Source organism: Chryseobacterium vrystaatense, from assembly GCF_000737765.1.
In the GTDB taxonomy this organism is placed as follows: domain Bacteria; phylum Bacteroidota; class Bacteroidia; order Flavobacteriales; family Weeksellaceae; genus Chryseobacterium; species Chryseobacterium vrystaatense.
Genome location: NZ_JPRI01000001.1, coordinates 161,480 through 179,590, shown reverse-complemented (window position 1 = coordinate 179,590; position 18,111 = coordinate 161,480). Strand labels below are relative to the sequence as shown.

Genomic DNA, 18,111 nt, shown 5'->3' with positions numbered 1-18,111 from the left:
CCACAAAAATAGTTAATATGAAGAAAGATAGTCTCTTATCTTGTTCTGCTCTTGATGGCATCTGATGCCCCTTCGATGTCTCTTACTTTTTTTACTTTCTGATTTCCGAAGTTGTAAACAATACTGAACGTCATTCCACGTCTGAACTGATCATTTTTTACATAGTTATAATTTCCATTGGCTTGATAATCTTCAATTTCTACAACATTGGTTTTCAAAACATCCGTTACATTAAGAGAGAAAGTCCAGTCATTCCAGTTCTTCTTGATACTTAAATCTAAACTCATCAGGTTTTTCAACATTCCCAATTCGATCTGCTGCTTATCTACATAAAAATAGTTGACGCCCAGGAACCAGGTTTTCTTTTTGTCTAATCTGATCGTGTTGTTGGTTTGAATGATCATACTGGCAGATTTTCTTTTGTTTTCATATATTGGAAATACATCTCCAGAAGTTGGGTCTACACTCAAACTGCCATTGTTTATATTGTACTGAACTCCAATATTGAAATTAGTCGTCAGATATTGTTTGAAGAATGTTTTTTGAACTCCCAGCATAGCTGACATTTCCTGCTTGTCACCGAAATTTGTACGGATGTATCGAAGTTGTTTATAACTATCCATGATAGGTTTCCCGTTTGGTCCTAGAATTGGCTTTCCCTGATCATCCAGTCTTTCCTTTAATATATCTCTCTGTAATGGAACCTGGGTGATTTGATCCTTGAAAAATGAATGATTTAAAATCAGGAAATAAGAGCTTTTAAACATATAGGTAAATTCCTGATTATAAGTAGAAGATGCCTTTACAAAGGGATTGTTCTGTGTATAATTATCCTCAGTTAAAATATTTCTTACCGGATTGATTTCCCAGAAACTTGGTCTTCTCATTCTGCTTGAAAATGAATAAGAAATATTATTCTTATCGTTGATGGCATAGTTGAAGCTTAAATAAGGAAGGAAATTATTGTAACTTCTTTTGATATTTTGATATTCAGGATTCTGGGTATTGTCAGAGGTTCCTAAACTGTTCGTAATCTCATATCTGGCACCGATTTTACCTGAGAACTTGTCGGAAAGTTTCTTTTCTACCGTTAAATATAATCCGTAGATATTCTCGTCATAAACAAAATGATTAGGATTGAAAACAACAGCTGCTCCTTCTCTGTAAGTATCATATTTTGTATCGTTGTCTGTTTTTGTTTTGTTGTAGTTGGCACCCACTGAAACAGTGAGATCTTTTTCAAACTTTTTGATATAATCTACAGTTCCCGAAACATTATTAATGATCTGAGGAAGATCCTGGTAGACTGTTTGGGCAAGTCTGATATCATTTCCATATTGATCAGCAATGAACGTTTTATTATCGGTAAACTGAAATCTTCTGTAGTTCAGGTAGGCTGCATTAATATTTAATTTACTTCCCAGAGAATCTGTTTTCCATTCATAATTTAAATTGACTGAATTATTATAAGATTTGGCATCTTCCCTATTTCGGGAATTCGTATAACTTGTAATATAGGCATTCTCTTTTGTGTCAAAAGACCGTATTGAATTAAATAAATCAACAGTAGAATTATAACTTTTATTATACCAGGAATTCCAGGTAAGTGCTAAATTACTGTTATCCGTCAGTTGATAATCGAAATTAAGGTATCCTCCAAGGTTTTTATTCGGATCAATGATGTCACCAACAGATTCATTAGAAGACATATCGTTTCCGTTTCGTAAAACATAAGATTGAGCCTGAATATTTTCTCCTGAAAAAATATTACCACTGATTCCCAGCTTATCTTTTCTGTAGTTGATAGAAAGAGAGGCACTGGAACCATTGAATTTATTCTGCATATTACTCATCCTCATATTTCCGTTCAGTCCGTCACTCAGTTTTTTCTTCATCACGATGTTGATGATCCCATCTGAAGATTCTACCTGATATTCACTGCCCGGAACGGTAATGACTTCAATTTTCTGGATGTTTTCTGCTGGGGTGCTTTTCAGTAGCTGTACCAAAGATTCTGCATCCATATTGGTTTTTCTTCCATTGATGTAGATCAGAGCATTATTTTTCCCGGCTATTTTTAAGGTCTTGTCGTCTGTTGAGGAAAGAAGGGGAGTTTGTTTCAACAGGTCGAACGTAGTGTTTCCTTTTGCAACAGGTGAAGCTGCAACGTCATATACAAAACGATCGCTCTGTTTTTTAAATACCTGCTTTGTAATGGTGATTCCCTCGATGGATTTGGCTTTTACCGTATCGGATTTCTTTTCCTGAGCAAAAACTACAATTCCTGAGATAGCGGCTGCCAGTATAATTATCTTTTTCATGATTATTCTTATTTAAGTACCGTTGTGGACGGTTGTGGTTGTGTAGTTGTTTTTATTTTTTGTGGTAGACTTAGGTCCTTGATTTTATTGCATCGTTGGCAGATTTTATTTCCCTTGCCTTTTTCAGTTTCTGGTTTCCGAAGTTGTACGTTACTCCGATGTTAAGAAGTCGTGGATACTCAAAGTTGACTATATTATTGTAGCTTCCGTTGGGTTGTACCCCCTGTATACGATTGTAATTCTGATTGAATACATCATATACTTCTGCTACAAAGGTCCAGTTGCCCATGATCTTTTTTAAGCTGACATCAAAACTCTGTCTTACGCCCAGGGTTCCGCTTTCAATTTTCACTTTGCTGCCATAATAATAATTGACTCCTAAGAACCAGTCCTTATTTGAAGAAAGGCGAATGGTATTGTTGATATTTCCTGAAACATTAAAGTTTTTGAAATTGATGATATAAGGTTCAAGTTCCTCTGTATATAGCGGATCCGGAACAGATGTAGGGTCTTCCAAAACCTGTCCGCTGTAGATATTGTATCCGAAATTCACCGAATAATTCGTTGTCCAGATTTCTTTGAACCATGATTTGTTCATTCCTAAAGTCAGTCCAAATTGCTTGTTGTTGCCATAGTTGGTTCTGATGTATCTTAAGAATTTTGTGGTAACCATTTCCATGTTTCCATTAGAATCATAAATAATATTTCCGTTTTCATCTTTTTTGGGCCCGGTTACTTTCCCCTGAAGAGGTACCTGATTGGAAGCGTCTTCAACATAATTGAAACTCAGATTCGCAAAAAATGCATTCTTGTACATATAGCTGATTTCCTGGTTGTAAAACTTAGAAGCCAGTACGAATGGGTTATTCTGTGTATAATTATTCAGAGTAAAGTAAGTTCTTGAAGGATTCAGTTCCCAGAATCTTGGTCTTCTGATTCTGCTGGAGAAACTATAGGTAAGGTTGTGATCAGAATTAATAGCGTAATTTAAATTAAGGTAAGGCAGGAGATTATTGTAATTTCTGTCAATATTTGTTTTTCCAAGAATCTCCCCGTTACTTCTTGTCATCTCATAGCGGGCTCCCACTTTTCCTGAAAACTTTTCACTCAGTTTTCTTTCATAAGTAAGATACAGTCCCATGATTCTTTCCTTATAAATGAAATGATTGGTTTGGCGGACATCATTGATAAGCATGTTGTTTACGATCTTATCCTGTCTGGTGTCGTTATCCGTATTGGTGTGGTTGTAGCTTATTCCCATTAACCATGTATTACCTTTGGAAGTTTTCTTCAGATAGTCGATGTTCGCAGCATAATTATTGATGATCTGGGGAACCGACTGTTGTAGTGCGCTATACTCATTTTTGGGATCAGTATTTAATGGAAAACTTTCATTGATACTCACCTTATCTCTGTTGAACCATAAATAAGAAACATTAGAGGTAAGCTTACTTCCGATAGAATCCGTTTTTACTTCATAATTCAAATTAAAAGAATGATTTCTGGTCTGTGCATTTTCATTATTTACTGTGTTGTTTACAAGGCTGCCGTTTTCCCAGTTCGTTACATCAAGAATAGAGTTGAAGCTTTTATTATATCTCATGTTGTAGGTAAATCCTAAACTGTGATTCTTACTAAGCTCATAATCAATATTGACGCTTCCTCCCACATTCTTGTTTGGATCAGAAGTATATCCAAAAGACTCGTTTCTGGAAGTGGAATTTCCGTTGGATAAAGTATATCTTTCTCTGTCCGTCCAGCTTCCCGTATTGAAATTGGAATTGACCGACCATTTATTTTTTCTGAAATTAAATGAAGCACCGGCAGAAGGATTATTATAGTAAGCCTGCTCATTATTCATTTTAAGCGTTCCGTTATAACCGTCATTTTTCTTCTTTTTCATCACAATATTGATGACCCCTTCATTGGATTCTACCTGAAATTCACTTCCCGGTGTTGTAATCACTTCAATTTTCTGGATGTCTTCAGATGGAGTTCCCTTCAGCATTTCGATCAATGCTTCAGCATCCATATTTGTTTTTTTATTGTTGATGTAGATGACCACATCAGATTTTCCCATGATTTTCAGAGATTTTCCATCTATACTGGAAATCATCGGGGTTTGTTTCAAAAGATTGAACGTATTCGTTCCCTTTGCAATAGGAGAAGAGGCTACGTCATAGATGAAACGGTCGCTTTGTTTTTTGAAAACCTGTTTCTTGATATTGACAGCTTCAATATTTTTTACTTTCAGAGTATCTTTTGTCTGCTGGGCAGCTGCAAGTCCGCTGAAAAATATGGCGGCAATTAGAATCTGAGTTTTCATGATTATTATTTTTTAGTTGTTAATAGCTTGTATGGATGATTATTTAACATTACAAAGATATATAATAAAAATAGTATCATGCAATACAAAGTACTTAAAATGTTTTTAAATTAAATTTAACTAACTGATTATCAGTTATTAAAATTTCATATTAAAAATTCAACTTCTTTTAACTTTCTACCTAATTAGACAATTAAGGAAAGTTAAATGTTACATTCAAAGAAGAATTTTCTTAAATAATTAAAAAAAGACTAACTTTATTTTAAACTACAAATCATGAAATTCCTATTAAAACTCTGCATCTTCATAGCATTCTATAGCTGTGCAAAAATGAGTTCACAAAATATGGGGAACTATTCTGTGACAAAAATTACACAGGACGACGGACTTTCGCAGGGCTCTAATTATTTCTGGTTTGAAGACCATAAAGGTTTTGTATGGCTTACCTGCAACGATGCGCTCAACCGCTATGATGGTTCATCGGTTAAAGTTTATAATCTCAAATATTTTTTCAGAAACTGCCCGGCACTGCAGCAGGGATATGGTTTTGCAGAAGACGGAAAGCATTTGTATATCGGAAGTACAAGAGGTCTGTATGTTTATAATTACCAGCTTGATGAGTTCACCTTAATTGATATTTATAAGAAGTATTCCAAAAATAAAACGGCTGTTCCTATAGGTTTTGCAGATGGAAAGATTTGGATATTTAATGAAGACTATCAGTTGGTAAGCTTTGATGTAACTGCCAAAAAGATAAAGCTGGAAGCTCAAATTCCAATACAACATTTAAAGTCAGTTCATATCTATGATAACGATGGTAATGTTTTTTATTTCAGAATGCCTTTTTTGGATACAAACCGGAATATATGTTTCATCGGTACAAAAGAAATAATCACTTATAATCTGGATTCAGGGAAAATAAATATTCCTTCCCGTAAACTGATAGCCGATTCTTCTGTGATTTTTCAGTCTGCTGCATATGATAAAAAAGAGGATGCTCTTTATCTTGGTACTACAAATCATGGCTTAATCATCCTGAAAAATAATTATCAGCAAACTGAACAGCATCTAAAATTTCTTAAACGTATTGGAGGTATTACAGTTAAAGACGATAAAATTGCCTTTAAGAGCGTCAGTACTCTTTTTATTTTTGATAAGCTGCTCAAGCAAAGAACTGTTTTTCATACAGGTTTTGAGAGGGCTTTTAATTTCCAGTTTGATAATATTGGAAGACTGTGGGTTTGCGATGATGGTCAGGGTGAAGTTATCATAGATTTCCGGGGAGCAATGCTGAAAAATACGATAGATGGTACAGGTCCTCTGATGCAGGCTTTTAAAACAACTGGAGTTTCAGATATTACCGAACTGGCGGACAGGAAAATGTTGATCAATTCTGCTACTGTTTTCGATCCCGAAAATTTTTCAGTTAAAAAATTTGCTTCAGACAGAAGAAGCTATTATAACAATTCCAGAGGTAAAAGTTACGGCAACCCCTATACTGAAGAATTATGGATGTTTGAAAATAAAATAGGTGACAGGGAATCCATAATTGTTGTTTTTGATAAGAATTTAAAACAAAAAGACAGCTATACTTATGATCAGGAGACGATGGGGAAACATCAGCATATGATCAATTTTCCTGACTCACCTTCTGTATTTTCTTTCTCTACAGGGTTATACCTTTTAAATAAAACGACCAGAAAATTTGAAAAAATAAACACCATTCCGGATCAGAATCCTTTTTACATTAATATTTTGAGTGATAACAGAATAGCAGTAAGCTACCTGAACCGGGATATGATGTTAGTAAAAATAGAAGGACAAAATAAATATAAAACAATCGGAAGAATTCTTCCGAAAGTACAGAGTTTTTATATTCAGGAAGATAAAAAATACAGGCAGTATTGGGTAGGAACCAACCAGGGAGTTTATCTTTTGGATAAAGATTTTAAAACCATGAAAATATTTGACAGCAATAATGGTCTCGCAGGAACGTATATCTACGGAATTTTGCTGGACGATTTCGGGAAACTGTGGTGCAGCCATCAGAGAGGACTGTCGAGCATCGATACCCAAACCCACATCATCTCCAATTATGATAAAGAAGATGGGATTCAGTATTGGGATTTTAATAACCGCGGCTTTCTCAAAACGTCAGATGGAGTTCTGTATTTTGGAGGAGTAAAAGGATTTAATTATTTCAAACCACCCTTAAAACTAAGCTCCTTTTACCGTCCTGAGATCTATATTGATGAGGTTTTGATCAATAACAAACGCTATGTGAGCCCGAATGGAATTAACTCTTTAAATGAGCTTGATCTTAAATATGATGAAAATAATATTTCCATAAAAGCATTGATCAAAGATCTGGAGCACGGTTCACAGAGAAGCATGATGTACAGGATTAAAAATATTGATCAAACATGGAAAAAAATGTCCAGAAGAGCGCCACTTAACCTGACAAGTTTAGCCCCTGGAACCTATAATATCGAGTTTGGGATTACGGATAAATTTACGGGCAAAGTTTTAGCTCAGAAAATAATAAAATTAAATATTCATAAGGTGTTCTACCAGACATTCTTGTTCTGGATTATTCTAGGAAGTTTATTTTCCGGAATATTGATTTTGGCGGTCAGCCGGTGGGAATTTATCAAGCAGAAAAATGAATTTAAAGAAAAGATGGCTTTGGAATCCCAGAGAAATAAAATCACGGCAGACCTTCATGATGATATTGGCTCGACATTAAGCAGTCTCCAGATCAATTCAATGGTTGCCGGAGAATTGATTGACAAACAAAAAATAGAGGATGCCCAAAAAGTCCTTAGGAATATTGAAGTCCAGTCCCGAAAACTTTCAGAAAATATGAGTGACATCGTGTGGAGCTTAAAGTCCAATAAAGATTCTCTCATGACACTTTCCACCAGAATAAGGAATATTGCCAGCGAAATTCTTGGAAATTCCGATATTAATTATAAAATAAATATTGACGAAAGTATTGACAGTGAAATTGTAGATTTCAGCATTAAGAAAAATATCATTCTCATTACAAAAGAAGCTTTAAATAATGTTTTAAAGTATAGCAGAGCCGATGAAGTTTCTATAGATCTCAAAAAAAATGAGAACAGTCATATTCTTCAGATCAAAGATAACGGAACAGGATTCGATCCATCTGAGATAAAAGGAAATGGCATTGGAAACATGAAAAAAAGAACCCAGGAAATGAATGGAATTTTTGACCTGGAATCAGAAAACGGAACCACCATCAAAATCCTTATCCCTAAATTTAGGGATTGATGACAGCTCAGCAAGAGCCTAACTTTGAACCAATCTAGCAGTACCATACCATGATCAAGATATTTGCCTACGACGACAGCCAGGAACGCCTGCAAAGCATGAAAATTCTTATTGAGCTTTCAGAAAATATGAAATACATCGGAGAAGCACTCAACTGTGAGCATGTAGAAGCAGAAATGGAAAAGTACCAGCCGGATATTGTCTTAATGGATATCAATATGCCTGTAGTAGATGGAATTGCAGGCCTGAAAATCATTAAGTCAAAATTTCCCCATATTAATGTTTTGGTACAGACTGCTTTTGATGACAGTGAGAAAGTATTTCGCTCCATTTCAGGAGGTGCTAGCGGCTATATTTTAAAAAGTGATAATCCAAGAAGAATACTCCAGGCAATAGAAGAGATCTATGAAGGCGGAGCATTTATGAATCCAGCGATTGCAAAACGTGTCCTGGAATATTTCCAGCCTACAGCACAACAAAAACTTCTGACTCAAAAAGAACACGAAGTCCTAAAACTATTGTCAGATGGGCTAAGCTATAAAATGATTGCAGATCAATTAGAGATAAGCTATTCTACTGTAAATACTCATATCAAACATATTTACAACAAACTTCATGTTTCGTCTTTGGGGGAAGCTGTCTCATGGTATTTTAAAAATATAAAGGAGTAAAATCCCGGGGATTTCCCTTAATCCTCTTTTGATGCATCCCTACAATTAGGGATTTTTTTATGTTTTGTTTTAAATGAATTTTGAGAAACAATTCTAAAAACAAAATATTATGAAAAGCAATTTTACTTTTATGAGAAAGACCATAGTCTTTTTATGCATGCTATTTTTAGGGACGGCCGGTGCACAGGATGCGAGACCTGGACAGCCCATCAAAGGTGTCATCGTGAAAGGTGGCAAAAACCCTGGAGGAAATCTTTTGATCTCAGCAGGGGGAGGGAGACTGTTTCCGGGAAATACGTACGGAAATGAGAACCATATAGAAAATGGATTTAATGGAAATATTAATTTGTATGTTCCTGTTTTTAAATTAAACAGTTCAGAAACAAATTATGTATCATTGGGTTTGAACGGAGGTGCCGGCTTGTTCGGAATGAAAAAAGAATATAACCCCGAAGGTCCAGTTTACCGTATCGCTGGACAGTCTGTTCCTCCTTCACTTAAAACAGAGATAGATAATGGAAGCAGACAAAATGGTTTTATAGGAGAAGTGGGACCGCAGGCTAATTTTTCCTTCAGTAAATTTACCCTGTCACCTATTGTTAATCTTGCCTACATCAGTTCAAAGGAAAGCCAGTTTACTGCTGTTCAGACTTCAAGTGTCAATGGACAGACCCGAAGTTTTGAGACTTCGAAAAGAGTAATATCCAAAACAGATGGCTTGGGAGTTATTCCAAAACTGAGGTTGTCTTATTTTCCCGGAAGAATTGGTTTTTTTGTCGAAGGGAGTTATTTGGCCGGGCCTAATGTAAAAAGCAGTACTACGGTTTTCAAGCCCAACGGGGTTCCGAATAGTGAAGGCTTTTACAGTATTGATCAAATGATGGCCGGAAAATATGAAACCGTAGACACTAAAAATAGATTCAATGCACTTGGGATGAATGTAGGAATAATCTTCAGTATTCTTTCGAAAAAGGAATACAGCAACCGTGAAATTGCTGATGACCCCCAATCTAAATCAAGCAGTAGCTGTGTTTGTGTAAGTTCACCGACTGCCTCTGTGCAATTTCCTAATGTAAGCGGTCCGTCCATTAACCCGGGAGGTACTTTGACAATCCCATACGATCCCGGAAATTCCACCAGATTCTTAAGAGTTGAAGCTTCACCACATCCATATAATTCACTGAATACAGGGATCTGGGCTTCCATCATAACTATTCTTACCAATGGAATTCCGGCTGCGGTAAGTCCGGCAGGAAACCCATATACCCATACTAACGGACAGAATTCCTCAGGAAGATTAATTCCCTTTTCAAGTCTGAAGTTAGGAGTAAATACCATTTGTATCAATGTCAAATGCCCATACTCTGGTACGACCTGTTCCATAGGCTGCTTTACCGTGATTGTAGAAGGGGCTACACCTCAATCCTCCGGAAATATTACGGTAGCTCCTGTCTGTTGTACGAAATTTGTTGTGGCACCGGGTAATCCGCATAAAGAAGTACTCACAGGGCAGGTCAGATTTAAAATGACAGGAACAGTAGTCAATGCAAAATTGAAAATAGTATCTGCTGGAGGAGCTGTGGCTTATGAAAATTTTGTGCAGAATGGATTCACAGGATGCTATACGATGCCCGTTGATATTTCAGTAGTCAGCAACACCAATCTGCCGGTAGCTTCATCCACTGTTAATGGCTTACCAGCATATAAATACTCTGTCAAATTTGGTTGTAAAGAGTTGGGACCCAAATTACCGGCCCAGGTGATACCGGGTATAAAGATAATAGAATAAAGGCCTGTTTGTAATAATGATGAGAAAGTGAGACCGCAATGTCTCGCTTTTTTATTGCTCGCGGTTTTTTTTAGCTAAAGATTTATCTATCCAGATTGTTGCAAAAGGGAAAAATGCGGCGATTAGCGCGAAGACGCTGTCTTCATCATCCCAAGTGTATATTTTTCTTACAGCAGGTAGGAAGAGTAGATAAAGTGTAAAAAATAATCCGTGAATACTCCCAATAGTACTAATGTAAATGATTGGAAAGATACCTTCAGGATCTATACGTATCCAGGTCATTGCTGTAAATAGAAATAGCCATGAGACCGCTTCGGCCAGACAAATCTGTTTAAACCATTTGATAACTCTTTCCTGAGAATATTTTGAGAAAAATTTTTCGATAAATTCCATGTTGTAAAGTATAAGGTAAGAGTTAAAGGCGGAACTGATTATATGGTGATCTGCTAATTTCTAAATTCCAGTTTCTAACTTCTTATTTGCAAAATTACTTATAAAAACTGCTTCCGTCCAAATATTCAAAAACTTCCGGTGGAAGCATAGGACGCACATTTTTTCCTTCCTTGATCATATTTCTGATCTCTGTTGCCGAAAGCTCTATAACAGGAGCTTTGATCATTGAAATGTTCTCATGCTGCAGATATTCTGAATCCTTTTTTTCGCCTTCAAAAACCCTTGGATATACGATGATGTGATGATTCTTGATCAGAAGTTCAGAATTCTTCCATTTATGAAGACTGTCCAGATTGTCTTCACCCATAATCAGACTGAAAGAATAATCAGGATACTTTTCGTGAAGATAAGTCAGTGTATCAATCGTATAACTGGGTTTGGGAAGAGAAAACTCTACATTGGAAGCTCTCATTTTAGGATAGCTTTTTACAGCAAGCTGCACCATATCCAGTCTGTTGTGATCTTTCAGCAGTGACTTTTTATCTTTAAAAGGATTCTGCGGACTTACGACAAACCATAATTCATCCATGTCAGAATTCTCCAGAATGTAGTTCGCCAGAATTAAATGTCCAATATGTATCGGATTGAAAGAACCGAAAAATAAACCGATTTTTTTCATTGTTATTAAGTAGATAACAGGTTGCTGCAGAGGTTAATCCCTGAATTTCACATCCTTTATATTTAAATAATGGGTTACATTTCCTTTCCAGTGGTTTTCCTCTAAAGTGAAAGCAAGGTCGAAATTTTTATTTTTAAAATCTTCCGCATGCTGTCCCAGTTTGAATCCTACACATTCTATGTTTCTGCCTGTAGATTCCTGTTTGATATAAAACTTCAGGTGATTATTATCTTTCCCCATTGTTTTTACATAACCAGAAAGCTTTTGGTTGGTCAGTGTAAGAATAGGTTTCATATTATGAGGACCGAAAGGAGCCAGTTTTCTGTGGAAATTAATAAACTCCCGGTTAATTTCGTCCACTTTGATTTCAGAATCAATGGTAACGGAAGGTTCCTGCTGGTGGACCTGGATTTTTTCGGAAACTATTTTTTCAAATTTTATTTTGAATGCTTCAAATTTGTCTTTTTCCATCGAAAGACCTGCCGCCGCGTGATGCCCTCCGAACTTCAGAAAATATTCAGAGCACATATCCAGTGCTTCATGCACATCAAAATCAGAAACTGATCTGGCAGAAGCCACCATCTCACCATTATTACCGTCCGTAAATACTAAAGTGGGCTTATAATAGGTTTCTATAAGTCTTGATGCTACGATACCAATCACTCCTTTGTTCCATTCGGGATGATAAACAATAGTGGAATGTTTGGACTGTTGCTGGGACTCGATGATCTGGTTCAAAGCAGAAAGAGTAGAATTCATATCAAGCTCACGTCTTTCATCATTAAGATTCATAATATCTCCAACGATTTGATTCGCGTGCTTCAGATTGTCAGAAACCATAAGTTCTACAGCTGCTTTTCCGTGAGAAATCCTTCCTGCTGCATTTATTTTGGGAGCAATTTCAAAAACAATATTTGAAATTTCAAAGTGAGACAGTTTATCCTCAGGAATCAACAGTCTCAAACCGATATTTCTTGTTTTTCTTAGAACTTTTAATCCCATTTTGGCAAATACTCTGTTTTCACCCGTCATAGAAACTATATCGGCAGCGATGGAAATAGCCAGCAGATCAGTAAGCTCAAATAATTCGGCTTCTGGAATTTTATAGATGGTATTCAAACCTTGACATAGCTTAAAACCTACACCACATCCGGAAAGTTCTTTAAAAGGATATCTGCAGTCATTTCTCTTTGGATCCAAAACGGCTGCTGCATTTGGAATTTCATCACCCGGAAGGTGGTGGTCACAAATAATAAAGTCAATTCCCTTTTCCTGAGCATACTGGATCATATCGATAGCCTTAATCCCACAGTCTAAGGCAATAATCAGCGAAAAACCATTTTCTTTCGCAAAATCAATACCTTCAGTAGAAATTCCATATCCTTCAGAATTTCTGTCAGGAATATAATAATCCAAATATTTTTTCTCAACAATTTTGCTGAGATAAAGGTACATTACGGCAACAGCTGTAGTTCCGTCTACATCGTAATCACCATAAACAAGTATTTTTTCGCCGTTTTCAATAGCAGTTGCAATACGCTCTACAGCTTTCTGCATATCTGCCATTAAGAATGGACTGTGTATATCGTTAAGATTAGGTTTGAAAAATTCTCTGGCCTTTTGATAATTGTCAATTCCCCTTAAAACGAGGAGTTTAGATTCAAAAGTACCAAAACCAAGTGACGAACTTAATCTGTCCACAACTTCCTCGTCGGGTTCGGGCTTGTAAATCCATTTCTGACTCATTTCACAAAAATAGTGAAAAAAAACAGCATTTTGAAATGATTAAGGAATGAACTTGACTGACTGAATGTTAAAAAAAATATCTATCTTCGCGGTCCAAATTAAAAATGATTATGAAAAAAATTACAATCTGCCTTTTATTCTTAGGGGCTATGAATGCTGTAACAGCACAGAAAATTAATCTTGGAAAAGCGGTAGGCGTTGTTTCGAAAGGAGCAAAAGCACTTACTTTTACCAATGAAGACGCAGTGAAACTATCAAAGGAATCTGTTGACTGGATGGATAAAAATAATCCGGTTGCTGGTCCTAAAGATCCTTACACAGTTAGACTTAACAAGCTTTTTGGAAAACACAAAACTCAGGACGGCCTTGCTCTTAACTATAAAGTTTACAAAGTAAAAGATATCAATGCTTTTGCATGTGCAGACGGAAGTGTTCGTGTATTTTCTTCGTTAATGGATATCATGACAGATGATGAATTGCTTGCCGTAATCGGTCACGAAATAGGTCATGTGAAAAATCAGGATACTAAAGACGCTATTAAATCTGCTTATTTAAAAGCAGCTGCACTGGACGCAGCATCATCAGCATCAGGAACGGTTGCTACATTAAGTGAAAGCCAGGTAGGAAAAATGGCCAACGAATTCCTTGATGCTTCTCACAGCAAAAAACAGGAATCAGAAGCAGACACATATTCTTACGACTTCATGAAGGCTAACAGCTACAATGTAGTAGGAGCGTATTCGGCATTCAAAAAATTGGCTCTGCTTTCAGAAGGAAGTACTCAGAGTGGTTTCGAAAAAATGTTCAACTCTCACCCTGACAGCGAAAAAAGAGCGCAGGCTGTTAAGAAGAGAGCAGAAAAAGACGGTTTATGGAAAGACCCCGGAACGGTTGCTATTCCAAAAACGAAGCTTACCAAATAATACAATTTTAATTTAAAAATAAAAATTCCTCAAAGTTAACTTTGAGGAATTTTCTTTATCATGAATTTAATGTGGTCTCAATAAATTAAGAATACATTTTTTCTCTAAGTTCTTTTACTTTTTTGTCAGCAAGATATTCATCGTAAGTCATTTCTCTGTCGATAATTCCTTGAGGCGTTAATTCGATGATTCTGTTACAGACAGTCTGAAGCATTTCGTGGTCATGAGACGAAAGCAAAAGATTTCCTCTGAAGTTTGACAATGAATTGTTCAAAGTTGTAATACTTTCAAGGTCTAAGTGGTTGGTCGGTTCGTCTAATAATAAAACGTTTGCTTTCTGAAGCATCATTCTACTGAACATACATCTCATTTTCTCACCTCCTGAAAGCACTTTACAAGACTTTAAAGCTTCATCACCGGAGAATAACATTCTTCCTAAGAATCCTCTCATAAATTCTTCGTGACGCTCTTCATCATTTTTAGTGAATTGTCTCAACCAGTCTACAAGGCTGATGTCTTCCTGAAAGAATTTTGTATTATCTAAAGGCATATGAGATTGGTTCGTTGTAACTCCCCATGCAACATTCCCTTTATCTGCTTCAGTGTTTCCTGCTAAAATTTCAAAAAATTCAGTAATGGCTAAAGAACTTTTAGAAAGTACAGCTACCTTATCTCCTTTTTTAAGATTTAAGTCAATGTTTGAGAATAATAATTCTCCGTCTTTAGTCTTTTCAAGACCTTTTACATCCAGGATCTGGTCTCCCGCCTCTCTTTCCATTTCGAAAATGATGGCTGGGTACCTTCTTGAAGATGGCTTAATATCATCGATGTTTAATTTATCGATCATTTTCTTTCTGGCTGTAGCCTGTTTCGCTTTTGCAACGTTTGAGCTGAATCTTGCGATGAAGTCCTGAAGTTCTTTCTTCTTTTCCTCTGCTTTTTTATTAGCCTGAGCTCTTTGTCTTGTCGCTAGCTGAGAAGCTTGGTACCAGAAAGTATAGTTACCTGTATAAAGGTTAAGTTTCGCATAATCTAAATCTCCGATGTGTGTACAAACGGTATCCAGGAAGTGACGGTCGTGAGAAACCACAATCACAGTGTTTTCATAATCTGCAAGGAAGTTTTCTAACCAGGCAATGGTTTCAATGTCAAGGTCATTCGTAGGTTCATCCAGAATCAATACATCAGGATTTCCAAAAAGAGCCTGTGCCAAAAGAACTTTTACTTTGTCCTGGTTTTCCAGTTCGCTCATCATCTGCCAGTGCATACCATCCTTGATGCCTACGTTAGAAAGCATCGTTTGTGCATCAGATTCGGAGTTCCATCCTCCCATTTCGTCATAGATTACACCTAGCTCACCTGCCTTGATTCCATCTTCGTCAGAGAAATCTTCCTTAGCATAAAGCGCATCCATTTCCTCCTTTATCTCAAATAATTTTTTATTTCCTCTTAATACAGTTTCAAGAACAGTATAGTTATCGTAAGCAAAGTGATCCTGCTCCAAAACTGACATTCTTTTTCCTGGTTCCAAAGATACATGTCCTGTAGTAGGATCCTGCTTTCCTGTTAGTATTTTAAGGAATGTAGATTTCCCTGCACCGTTTGCTCCGATAATCCCGTAGCAGTTTCCTTTGGTAAACATAATATTTACCTCGTCAAAAAGAATTCTTTTCCCGAATTGTAAAGATAAGTTAGATACTGTTAACATATAGTTTTGTAAATTTGGCGCAAAATTACGAAAAGAATTTGGGTATTTCGTAATAATGTAAAAGTCAAGTTTTTAAATGTGAGGTATTTTTTCTATATTTCATTAATGAAATAAAAGTATTAGGAAGTCCCATGGGGACTCTTAATGCAGGATTGGCTAGGCTAATTAAATGTAATCACACGAATTTTTAAAATGAAGATCGAAAAAACAGTCAGTATATTAAACAGAAGAGCCCGCTTTGAATATGAACTCCTTGAAGAAATTGAAGCAGGGATGGTTTTAACGGGTACAGAGATAAAATCTTTACGTTCATCCAAAGCATCTATAACAGAATCCTTCTGTCAGTTTATTGATGGGGAGTTATACATTATAAATATGATGATTGATGAGTATAAATTGGGGACTTTTTATAATCACAAAACAAAAAGGGAACGGAAATTGCTGTTGCACAAAAAAGAATTGTTAAAACTTGAAAAAAAGTTAAAGGATGCTGGGAACACAATTATACCTCTTAAGCTATATATCACCGACAAGGGGAAAGCAAAGGTTCTGATTGCACTTGGTAGAGGGAAAAAACTCTTTGATAAAAGGGAAGCGATAAAAGATAGAGAAAATAAACGTAACCTGGATAGAATATTAAAGAAAAGTTAAAAATCATTCAAAAAACTTTGTATATAAAGAAAAATTATATTTATTTTGCATTATCAATTATTTAATCATTTAATTCTATGAAAAATCTAAAATTAGGAATTTCAGCATTGGCGCTTACTGTTGCCTCTACTGTCTTCGCGCAGACGACCAACAATCCGTGGTTAATCGGAGTTGGTGCTCATGCGGAAAATCACAAGGCAGCACAGACAGGATTCAGTAATACGTTCTCTGCTAATAATTTGACGAAGACAATGTTCAATATGAACAACTTCTCAATCACACCTCCATTATCTAAATTAACAGTTGCTAGAAACATCGGTAAAGGTTTAGTTATCGACTGGCAGACTTCTGTAGGTAATGTAGATAATAAGAGATTTAACTTTGGGAAAGAGTTTTTCCTAATGACAGGTCTTGGTTTCCAAGCTAAAGCAGCTGGTCTTTTATGGAATGAGGAATCTTGGTTCGATCCATATTTAAGAGTAGGTGCTAACTACTTGAGACATGACTATACTGCTTATTCTTTCCCTAGAAACGATTACAAAGGTGAATCTGTTCCTAACGGAGATGGTGGTAACGAGAATGGTAAAGCTAACCACTTTACAGTTTCTACAGGTGCTGGTGCTAACTTCTGGGTAACTAAGAACTTTGGTCTTGGTGTTCAGGGTGATTATGTATCAACTCCAGGTGATAAATCTACAGTTGCTAACTTCTGGCAAGCTTCTGCATCGATCTTATTCAGATTCGGTAACAGAGATAGAGATAAGGATGGTATCCTAGATAAAGATGATCTTTGTCCAGATACTCCAGGTCTTCCAGAATTCCAGGGATGTCCTGACACTGACGGTGACGGAGTTCCAGATAAAGACGATCAATGTCCAGAAGTAGCTGGTCCAGTTGAAAACAACGGTTGTCCTTGGCCAGATACAGATGGTGACGGTGTTATCGATAAAGATGATGCTTGTCCTACAGTTGCAGGTCCTGCAGAAAACAACGGTTGTCCTTGGCCAGATACAGACGGTGACGGAATCTTAGATAAAGATGACGCTTGTCCTACAGTTCCAGGTCTTCCAGAATACAACGGATGTCCTAAGCCAAAAGATGTTATCGCTAAAGAAGCTACCGGTGCTCTTAAAGATATCTTATTTGATTTCAACAAAGCAACTATCAGACCTGAATCTAGTGGTAAATTAGACCAAGCTGCTACAATCATTAAGCAGTCTAACGATGGTACTTTCTTAGTAACTGGTCACACAGATAAGAAAGGTGCTGATGCTTACAACTTGAAACTTTCTAGACAAAGAGCTGCTTCAGTAGTTGGTGCTCTAGAAGCTAGAGGTGTTAGCGGAAATCAGTTAAAATCTGTAGGAGTTGGTGAAAGAGATGCTACTGTTTCTGAAAAAGCTTCTGATGCAGATAGAATTGTTGACAGAAAAGTAGTTGTTGAAGCTATCAACGGTGCTGCTTGGGATGCACTTAAGAAATCTGATCTAGAAGTTGTAGAGAAGAAGACTGTAGTGAAAAAAGCTAAAAAAGCTCCAGCTAAGAAAAAAGCTCCAGCTAAAAAGAAAAAATAATTAATTTTTCTAAATAATAAATACCTCCAATTTTTT

The 18,111-nt window shown here is 36.4% G+C and carries 12 protein-coding genes; 6 read left to right on the top strand and 6 right to left on the bottom strand.

Annotated features, from left to right (window positions below; all coding sequences use genetic code 11):
- Window positions 1-35: 35 nt before the first annotated feature.
- Together IW16_RS00775 and IW16_RS00770 are read right to left on the bottom strand one after the other, a co-directional pair.
- Window positions 36-2,321: an outer membrane beta-barrel family protein gene (locus tag IW16_RS00775; RefSeq protein WP_034738725.1), complete on the bottom strand. Its 2,286-nt coding sequence runs from the start codon at window positions 2,319-2,321 to the stop codon at window positions 36-38.
- Between the two features lie 70 nt (window positions 2,322-2,391).
- Complete coding sequence (locus tag IW16_RS00770; RefSeq protein ID WP_034738723.1) at window positions 2,392-4,647, bottom strand: outer membrane beta-barrel family protein; 2,256 nt, start codon at window positions 4,645-4,647, stop codon at window positions 2,392-2,394.
- 276 nt (window positions 4,648-4,923) lie between these two features.
- On the opposite strand from IW16_RS00770, the gene IW16_RS00765 reads away from it, so the two are divergent.
- The 3 genes from IW16_RS00765 (at window position 4,924) to IW16_RS00755 (ending at window position 10,401) form a co-directional block, all read left to right on the top strand.
- Window positions 4,924-7,941 (top strand): sensor histidine kinase, encoded by a 3,018-nt coding sequence (locus tag IW16_RS00765; RefSeq protein ID WP_084694472.1) that lies wholly within the window; start codon window positions 4,924-4,926, stop codon window positions 7,939-7,941.
- A gap of 50 nt (window positions 7,942-7,991) precedes the next feature.
- Window positions 7,992-8,612 carry a response regulator gene (locus IW16_RS00760; RefSeq protein ID WP_034738719.1) on the top strand — a complete coding sequence of 207 codons (621 nt, stop codon included), beginning with the start codon at window positions 7,992-7,994 and terminating at the stop codon, window positions 8,610-8,612.
- A 109-nt stretch (window positions 8,613-8,721) separates the two neighbouring features.
- The gene (locus IW16_RS00755) at window positions 8,722-10,401 is read left to right on the top strand and encodes a hypothetical protein (protein ID WP_131327816.1); all 1,680 of its coding nucleotides are present in this window, start codon (window positions 8,722-8,724) and stop codon (window positions 10,399-10,401) included.
- Between the two features lie 51 nt (window positions 10,402-10,452).
- Here the strand turns inward: IW16_RS00755 and IW16_RS00750 are convergent, their stop codons facing one another.
- The 3 genes from IW16_RS00750 to recJ all read right to left on the bottom strand — a co-directional run bounded on the left by IW16_RS00750 (window position 10,453) and on the right by recJ (window position 13,219).
- Entirely contained in the window at window positions 10,453-10,794 is a 342-nt protein-coding gene (locus IW16_RS00750; protein ID WP_034738715.1) for a DUF3817 domain-containing protein, read from the bottom strand.
- Window positions 10,795-10,888: 94 nt separating this feature from the next.
- Window positions 10,889-11,473: a nicotinate (nicotinamide) nucleotide adenylyltransferase gene (nadD, locus tag IW16_RS00745; RefSeq protein WP_034738712.1), complete on the bottom strand. Its 585-nt coding sequence runs from the start codon at window positions 11,471-11,473 to the stop codon at window positions 10,889-10,891.
- A 33-nt stretch (window positions 11,474-11,506) separates the two neighbouring features.
- The gene (gene recJ / locus IW16_RS00740; RefSeq protein WP_034738709.1) at window positions 11,507-13,219 is read right to left on the bottom strand and encodes a single-stranded-DNA-specific exonuclease RecJ; all 1,713 of its coding nucleotides are present in this window, start codon (window positions 13,217-13,219) and stop codon (window positions 11,507-11,509) included.
- Window positions 13,220-13,329: 110 nt separating this feature from the next.
- Between recJ and IW16_RS00735 the strand changes: the two genes are divergently transcribed.
- Window positions 13,330-14,142, top strand: a complete 813-nt coding sequence (locus IW16_RS00735; RefSeq protein WP_034740420.1) for a M48 family metallopeptidase — start codon at window positions 13,330-13,332, stop codon at window positions 14,140-14,142.
- Between the two features lie 85 nt (window positions 14,143-14,227).
- Here the strand turns inward: IW16_RS00735 and IW16_RS00730 are convergent, their stop codons facing one another.
- A complete protein-coding gene (locus tag IW16_RS00730; protein ID WP_034738707.1) occupies window positions 14,228-15,850 on the bottom strand; it encodes an ABC-F family ATP-binding cassette domain-containing protein in 1,623 nt (540 codons plus the stop codon).
- Window positions 15,851-16,042: 192 nt separating this feature from the next.
- On the opposite strand from IW16_RS00730, the gene smpB reads away from it, so the two are divergent.
- Entirely contained in the window at window positions 16,043-16,501 is a 459-nt protein-coding gene (gene smpB / locus IW16_RS00725) for an SsrA-binding protein SmpB (protein WP_034738703.1), read from the top strand.
- A 77-nt stretch (window positions 16,502-16,578) separates the two neighbouring features.
- Window positions 16,579-18,075 carry an OmpA family protein gene (locus tag IW16_RS00720; protein WP_034738701.1) on the top strand — a complete coding sequence of 499 codons (1,497 nt, stop codon included), beginning with the start codon at window positions 16,579-16,581 and terminating at the stop codon, window positions 18,073-18,075.
- The last annotated feature ends 36 nt before the right edge of the window (window positions 18,076-18,111 follow it).

What these genes read in the sequence shown, in the direction of transcription:
- IW16_RS00775 (WP_034738725.1), bottom strand. Translation starts at nt 2,321, where the DNA reads ATGAAAAAGATAATTATACTGGCAGCCGCTATCTCAGGAATTGTAGTT.
- IW16_RS00770 (WP_034738723.1), bottom strand. Translation starts at nt 4,647, where the DNA reads ATGAAAACTCAGATTCTAATTGCCGCCATATTTTTCAGCGGACTTGCA.
- IW16_RS00765 (WP_084694472.1), top strand. Translation starts at nt 4,924, where the DNA reads ATGAAATTCCTATTAAAACTCTGCATCTTCATAGCATTCTATAGCTGT.
- IW16_RS00760 (WP_034738719.1), top strand. Translation starts at nt 7,992, where the DNA reads ATGATCAAGATATTTGCCTACGACGACAGCCAGGAACGCCTGCAAAGC.
- IW16_RS00755 (WP_131327816.1), top strand. Translation starts at nt 8,722, where the DNA reads ATGAAAAGCAATTTTACTTTTATGAGAAAGACCATAGTCTTTTTATGC.
- IW16_RS00750 (WP_034738715.1), bottom strand. Translation starts at nt 10,794, where the DNA reads ATGGAATTTATCGAAAAATTTTTCTCAAAATATTCTCAGGAAAGAGTT.
- nadD (WP_034738712.1), bottom strand. Translation starts at nt 11,473, where the DNA reads ATGAAAAAAATCGGTTTATTTTTCGGTTCTTTCAATCCGATACATATT.
- recJ (WP_034738709.1), bottom strand. Translation starts at nt 13,219, where the DNA reads ATGAGTCAGAAATGGATTTACAAGCCCGAACCCGACGAGGAAGTTGTG.
- IW16_RS00735 (WP_034740420.1), top strand. Translation starts at nt 13,330, where the DNA reads ATGAAAAAAATTACAATCTGCCTTTTATTCTTAGGGGCTATGAATGCT.
- IW16_RS00730 (WP_034738707.1), bottom strand. Translation starts at nt 15,850, where the DNA reads ATGTTAACAGTATCTAACTTATCTTTACAATTCGGGAAAAGAATTCTT.
- smpB (WP_034738703.1), top strand. Translation starts at nt 16,043, where the DNA reads ATGAAGATCGAAAAAACAGTCAGTATATTAAACAGAAGAGCCCGCTTT.
- IW16_RS00720 (WP_034738701.1), top strand. Translation starts at nt 16,579, where the DNA reads ATGAAAAATCTAAAATTAGGAATTTCAGCATTGGCGCTTACTGTTGCC.